The following is a 5,753-nucleotide window of genomic DNA, read 5'->3' as shown; positions in this document are numbered from 1 at the left end:
AGGCTAATGGGTGGTGTGCTGAGCAAGCCTTGGGTCAAGAGCAAAGCTAAAGCTATAGCCTGTTTTTGCAACGGTAAATGTCTGCCGCCGAGCATTCTGAATTGACAGCAACGGAACCGTCACAATGTCCTCCGATCTGAGACCTCCCTTTCGACCTGTACGGCCCCCCAGACCCAGCTCAACCGGCGAGGCCAAGGGCTCCCTGTCGTCGGCAAAAGCTCAGGATCCTGGTGCTGCTCGCGACAGCGGGACGGAGTCCTTGCAGCCTGTTGTCAGTACCACTGCTAGCTTGGAAGAAAAGAAAGAGCGAGTCTGTTTGGAACCCATCCCCCCGCCTGGGGAGAAGATGCAATACCGAGCCATCGGCCTCATCGAAGGGCAATACATCCCCTCCCCAGAGCACTTTACCCGCGGGATTTTGCGCACCTCGGATGGCTTGGATCTGAATGCCGTATTGCTGGGCCGGGTGATGAGCCTGGTACGCAAGCATCTACGGCCGGAACGCAACTATCTGTGGGTGGTTTATCCTCGCACCCGCGACAAAACCGAAGATCTGCACGTGCAGTTGCTGGGGGTGTGGGCCCCAGAAGAAATGGGGCGAACTCTCCCCGAGGGATCCCGTCCGACGGTGGTGCCGGATTGGTTTTCCATCCGGGGCGAGGTCGTTTTTCAATCCCAGGAGAAAGGGTTCATCATTGTCAAGATCCGTCAATCGGGCAAAAAAGCTTCCGCCAACTCTCCCTCTCAGCGAGTCCAGAAGGATGGAGCCGCAGCCTCCAAGCCCCAAGCCTTTAAATTGCGCCTGATCGGATCCCTGCCGGGCAAAGGGGTAGGCAATTTCTGGGATCTGCAGGTGCGCCGCCGCGGATCCCTGCTCTATGTGGAGGCGGGCACTCCCATCGGCCCAGTACTCAAAACGCCGCCGCGCCCACGCCTGAAGCGTTCAACCCCCCAACCCAAAGCCAGGAAGAGTTCCACCCCCTCGACACGTGGGGAAGCGTCTATTCAAGAGCCGTTTTATCCTCTGCGAGATCCCACAAAAGTACCCAAGCCGGTTAAGAGAAAACGCCCATAAACTGGGCTAGTAGATCCTGCTTTAATGGAGCTTTTCATGTTGACCTTCTTGTTGTGAACCATTCTTTTACCCTGGTTAGGCCGTGGCAGAACCAACTCCTCCCAACAAACCTCCCAACAAAGATGAATTCATTTCGCCTCGCTATCCCTACTGGGGCGAAGTGAAGCCGCAGAACCTAGTTTTTGATGCCAACCTGCAGGAATTTAGCAATAAAGTGTCCTTGATTTGTAGCTTGGAAACCGGGGGCAAAATTACCCCGGAAGAAGCCTACCGGCAAATCAAGGAGCTGTGGAAACAACTCAAGCAGACCAAAAAAGCCATCTTGGACGATCCCCAGTGGAAGGAGTCTCCCCCCGACTTGCCGGAAGAGTAGCCGGCTGGATCCTGGCTAACCGCAAACGGTGTACACTGGGCGCGGATGCCGGGCTTGGTCAGGGAAGATGAGGACTTTTCCTTCGCCGGAGGCGCTGCGTCGGCTGCCAGCGGGGGCTGCCGATGGGGCCATCATTCTGGGCACGTTGGTTCTCCTGGCCTTGGTGGCGCAGGTGGGGGTAGGGGCTTTTGAGCGGTTTCAGCCCCCGGCAGTGGTGCCCCGGATCGACTTGGATCCGCGCAACCTGCCCTACTATGCGGCCCGCTCCACCTTGCGCATGTTCATTGCCTTGGCCTTTTCCACCCTTTTTACCTTGGTCTATGGCTACATTGCTGCCAAAAGCCGCTGGGCCGAGCGCATTTTGATCCCTCTGTTGGATGTCTTGCAATCGGTGCCGGTGTTGGGGTTTCTCTCCATTACCGTCACCGGCTTTATTGCCCTTTTTCCCGGCAGCTTGCTGGGGTTGGAGGCGGCTTCTATCTTTGCCATCTTCACCAGCCAAGTCTGGAACATGACCTTTTCCTTCTACCAATCCCTGCGCACGCTGCCTCAAGAGTTGGTGGAAGCGGCTACCTTGTATCGCCTGTCGGGGTGGCAGCGCTTTACCCAGTTGGAAGTGCCGGCGGCAATGGTGGGCCTCATCTGGAACGCCATGATGAGCTTTGGCGGAGGGTGGTTCTTTGTGGCAGCCAGCGAAGCCATCAGCGTGCTCAACCAGGAATACACGCTGCCGGGCCTGGGATCCTATGTGGAAGCGGCCGTACAGGCGGAGGATCTGCCCAAGCTGGGCTGGGCGCTCCTGACCATGGCCGGGGTGATCCTGCTGGTGGATCAGCTCTTCTGGCGACCTTTGGTGGCTTGGTCGGATAAGTTTCGCCTGGAACAGAGCAGCGGGGCTGCTGCCCCCGAATCCTGGCTGTACGATCTGCTGACCACGGCGCGGATCCCGCGGCTGATCGGCAGTTGGCTGTCCCCCTTGGCAGAGTTGGTGGATCGGCTGTTGTCCTATCTGACTCGCCCGCACTGGGTGGATCCCCTCAGTCCTGAGGCCGAGCGACGCCGCGAGCGGCTGCTAACCCAGCTTTCCCGGGCAGCTATTGGCGGCATTGGGATTTGGATTGTTTATTTTGTGGCTACCACTGTGGGCTTTGGAGAGGTGATGCTGACCTTCGGGCTAGGGATCCTCACCCTGCTGCGGGTTAGCGTGTTGCTGGTGTTCGCCACGGTGATCTGGACTCCCATTGGGGTGGCCATTGGCTTTAATCCAAAACTGGCGAAACTGCTGCAGCCGGTGGTGCAATTCCTGGCAGCTTTCCCGGCCAATTTCCTCTTTCCTTTTGCCACGTTGTTTTTTATCCGCGCCCAGATCAGCATTGAGTGGGGCAGCATTTTGCTCATGTCGTTGGGGGCACAGTGGTACATCCTTTTCAACTCCATTGCCGGTGCCCAAAGCATCCCCACGGACTTGCGAGAAATGGCCGTGGATGTGGGCCTGCGGGGATGGCAGCGCTGGCGAAAGCTGATCATTCCAGGGATCTTTTCCGCCTGGGTCACCGGGGGAGTCACGGCCAGCGGCGGCGCTTGGAACGCCAGCATTGTCTCGGAGATTGTGGCCTGGGGATCCACCACCCTGACGGCTACGGGGTTGGGCACCTACATTGCTGAGGCAACGGCGGTGGGAGACTGGCCCCGCATTACCTTGGGCATTGGCATGATGAGCTTGTTTGTGGTGGGCATTAACCGTCTGTTCTGGCGACGGCTGTATCAGTTGGCGGAAGAAAAGTATCACCTTTAGTCTTTTCAATTTCTGAGGCAATATGAGCTCTGCAGCTTCCCCCGTTTTGATCGAGGTCGAGAAAGTCTACAAGCGCTTTCCTTTGCCAGAGGGCAAGGGGGAGTTTACCGTTTTAAGCCAGATTGACCTGCAGGTGCGGGCTGGGGAAGTCTTGGCTCTGCTGGGCCGTAGCGGCAGCGGCAAAAGCACCCTTCTGCGCATCATGGCGGGCCTGATCCCCCCCAGTCAAGGGCGGGTGCTGAGCAACGGCCAGCCTCTACGCGGGCCTAACCCCGATGTGGCGATGGTGTTTCAGAGCTTTGCTCTCCTACCCTGGCTGACCGTGCAAGAAAATGTGGAGCTGGGGCTGCAAGCCCGAGGGATCCCCCGCGAGATCCGCCGGCAAAAGGCCCTGAAGGCCATTGACTTGGTGGGCTTGGATGGGTTTGAGAACGCTTACCCCAAGGAGCTTTCGGGGGGGATGAAGCAGCGGGTGGGCTTTGCCCGCGCCTTTGTCCTAGAGCCCAAGGTGCTGTTTATGGATGAGCCTTTTAGCGCTTTGGACGTGCTGACGGCGGAAAACCTGCGGGGGGAAATTGATGAGCTGTGGAATGCGCAAGCCTTCCCTTCCCAAAGCATTCTCATCGTCACCCACAACATCGAAGAGGCGGTGTTTTTAGCGGATCGGGTGGTGATTCTGGGATCCAACCCAGGGCGGATCCGGGGGGAGGTGAGAATTGACCTGCCGCGGCCTCACGAGCGCACGGATCCCCGCTTTAAGTCCTTGGTGGACTACATCTACGAGATCATGACCAACCCCGAAATTGCTGTTACCGGAGAGGTGGCTCTGCCTGCGCTGGCTGGTGATAAGGCCACTTCCCCCTATGCCCTGCCTCTGCCCCATGCGCGGGTGGGCGGGATCAGCGGTCTGCTGGAGTTGATCGTGGAGTGGCCGCAAGGGCGGGCGGAGATTGCCGATTTGGCCGAGCGGCTGCAACTGGCCGTGGACGATCTGCTGCCGATTTTGGATGCGGCGGTGCTGTTGGGCTTTGCCGAGGTGGCCAGCGGGGTGGTGCAACTGACCGAAATTGGCCAGGACTTTGCCAACACCACCATCCTGCGCAGCAAGGATCTCTTCCGACAACAGCTATTGGCACGGGTTCCCGTGTTCCGCAGCATCTTGCAGACTCTGGAAGAAAAAGGCAGCCGCTCCATGCGAGCGGACTTCTTCTTGGATCTTTGGGACGAACACTTCCCCCACGCTGAAGCCGAACGGCAGTTTGCCACCGCCATTGACTGGGGACGCTATGCAGAGCTGTTTGAGTACGACGCCTCGGAAGAACGTCTCTATCTGCCCGAGCCAAGCGAGAGCTCCACTGCTCAAAAGCCTGTCGGTCTCAACTCTCGTTCCGACTGAAGCGCATCTGGCTCTGCCTTTTTCAAAGCTGCATCGTAGAGCGGAGGTATGGCGCCAATTCCAGAAAGTCCCAAAATCTACCACATTACCCATGTAGACAACTTGCAAGGGATTTTGACATACCCCCCCGCTTTTAGGCAGGGGATTCTTGTTACTGGTTCTGCGACAGCACTTGAAATCATGGCCTGGGAACTTCAAGGCCTATGCCGCAGCCTGCCGGCGGGGGGAAGTCCAACCGGGCAAAATGTTCGTTTTCGAGACCGGAAACCTGACCAATCCGCGCTACATCATCAATTTCCCCACAAAACGCCACTGGCGGGGGAAGTCGCGGATCGAGGATATAGAAGCTGGGCTGAAGTCCCTTGCCGAGGAGATCAGGCATCTTGGTCTGCGCTCAGTCGCTTTGCCACCCCTAGGCTGCGGCCTCGGGGGTCTTCATTGGCCCGATGTGCGCTCCCGCATCGAGCAGGCGCTAGCAGAACTTCCCGACGTCCACATCCTTGTCTTTGAGCCCACCGGGCCTCAGCCTTTGCCGAAGAGCATGCGCCGCGGCCAGATCCCTTCCTTGACGCCGGGAAGAGCGGTGCTGGTGGGCCTTATGGAGCGCTATGTAAACGGTCTACTTGTTCCGTTTGTCTCTTTGCTTGAGCTGCACAAGCTGATGTACTTCCTGCAGGAAGCCGGGGAGCCGCTTCGCCTGCGATTTACAAAGGGCGTTCATGGACCCTACGCTGAGAACCTGCGGCATGTTCTCAAAGAAATCGAGGGATATTACATCTCTGGGTACGGCTCGGGCGGTGATCGACCAGACAAGAAGCTGGAACTGGTGCCCGGTGCTGTCGAGGAAGCCCATAGATATCTCGCTGGACAGCCAGAGACGAGAGAACGCTTTGAGCGTGTCAGCGACCTCGTGGAGGGCTTTGAGTCGCCCTATGGTCTAGAATTGCTGGCTACTGTCCACTGGATCGTGACTCGTGGGCACCCTTCTACGACGGCAGAGTTGGTGGAAAGCTTCTACGCCTGGGGAGATAGAAAACAACAATTCAGCTAGAAATCGCAGGAGCCCCGCACTGTACCCGTAGGGTCAGTGTCGGGAGGAATGCGGAAGTTATGA

The 5,753-nt window shown here is 58.0% G+C and carries 5 protein-coding genes; all 5 read left to right on the top strand.

Going from position 1 to position 5,753, the window contains the following annotated elements; genetic code table 11:
- Positions 1-316 precede the first annotated feature (316 nt).
- Entirely contained in the window at positions 317-1,075 is a 759-nt protein-coding gene (locus NW837_RS10880; protein WP_414331451.1) for a hypothetical protein, read from the top strand.
- 82 nt (positions 1,076-1,157) lie between these two features.
- On the top strand, positions 1,158-1,448 hold the full coding sequence (locus tag NW837_RS10875; protein ID WP_414331448.1) for a hypothetical protein: 291 nt from the start codon (positions 1,158-1,160) through the stop codon (positions 1,446-1,448).
- 67 nt (positions 1,449-1,515) lie between these two features.
- Positions 1,516-3,243 (top strand): ABC transporter permease, encoded by a 1,728-nt coding sequence (locus NW837_RS10870; protein WP_414331445.1) that lies wholly within the window; start codon positions 1,516-1,518, stop codon positions 3,241-3,243.
- 22 nt (positions 3,244-3,265) lie between these two features.
- Complete coding sequence (locus tag NW837_RS10865) at positions 3,266-4,639, top strand: nitrate/sulfonate/bicarbonate ABC transporter ATP-binding protein (RefSeq protein WP_414331442.1); 1,374 nt, start codon at positions 3,266-3,268, stop codon at positions 4,637-4,639.
- Between the two features lie 148 nt (positions 4,640-4,787).
- Entirely contained in the window at positions 4,788-5,690 is a 903-nt protein-coding gene (locus tag NW837_RS10860) for a macro domain-containing protein (RefSeq protein ID WP_414331439.1), read from the top strand.
- Positions 5,691-5,753: the final 63 nt, after the last annotated feature.

Source organism: Synechococcus sp. R6-10, assembly GCF_047461815.1.
Lineage (GTDB): Bacteria > Cyanobacteriota > Cyanobacteriia > Thermostichales > Thermostichaceae > Thermostichus.
This window is presented reverse-complemented; position numbering and strand designations above follow the sequence as displayed.

What these genes read in the sequence shown, in the direction of transcription:
- NW837_RS10865 (WP_414331442.1), top strand. Translation starts at nt 3,266, where the DNA reads ATGAGCTCTGCAGCTTCCCCCGTTTTGATCGAGGTCGAGAAAGTCTAC.
- NW837_RS10870 (WP_414331445.1), top strand. Translation starts at nt 1,516, where the DNA reads ATGAGGACTTTTCCTTCGCCGGAGGCGCTGCGTCGGCTGCCAGCGGGG.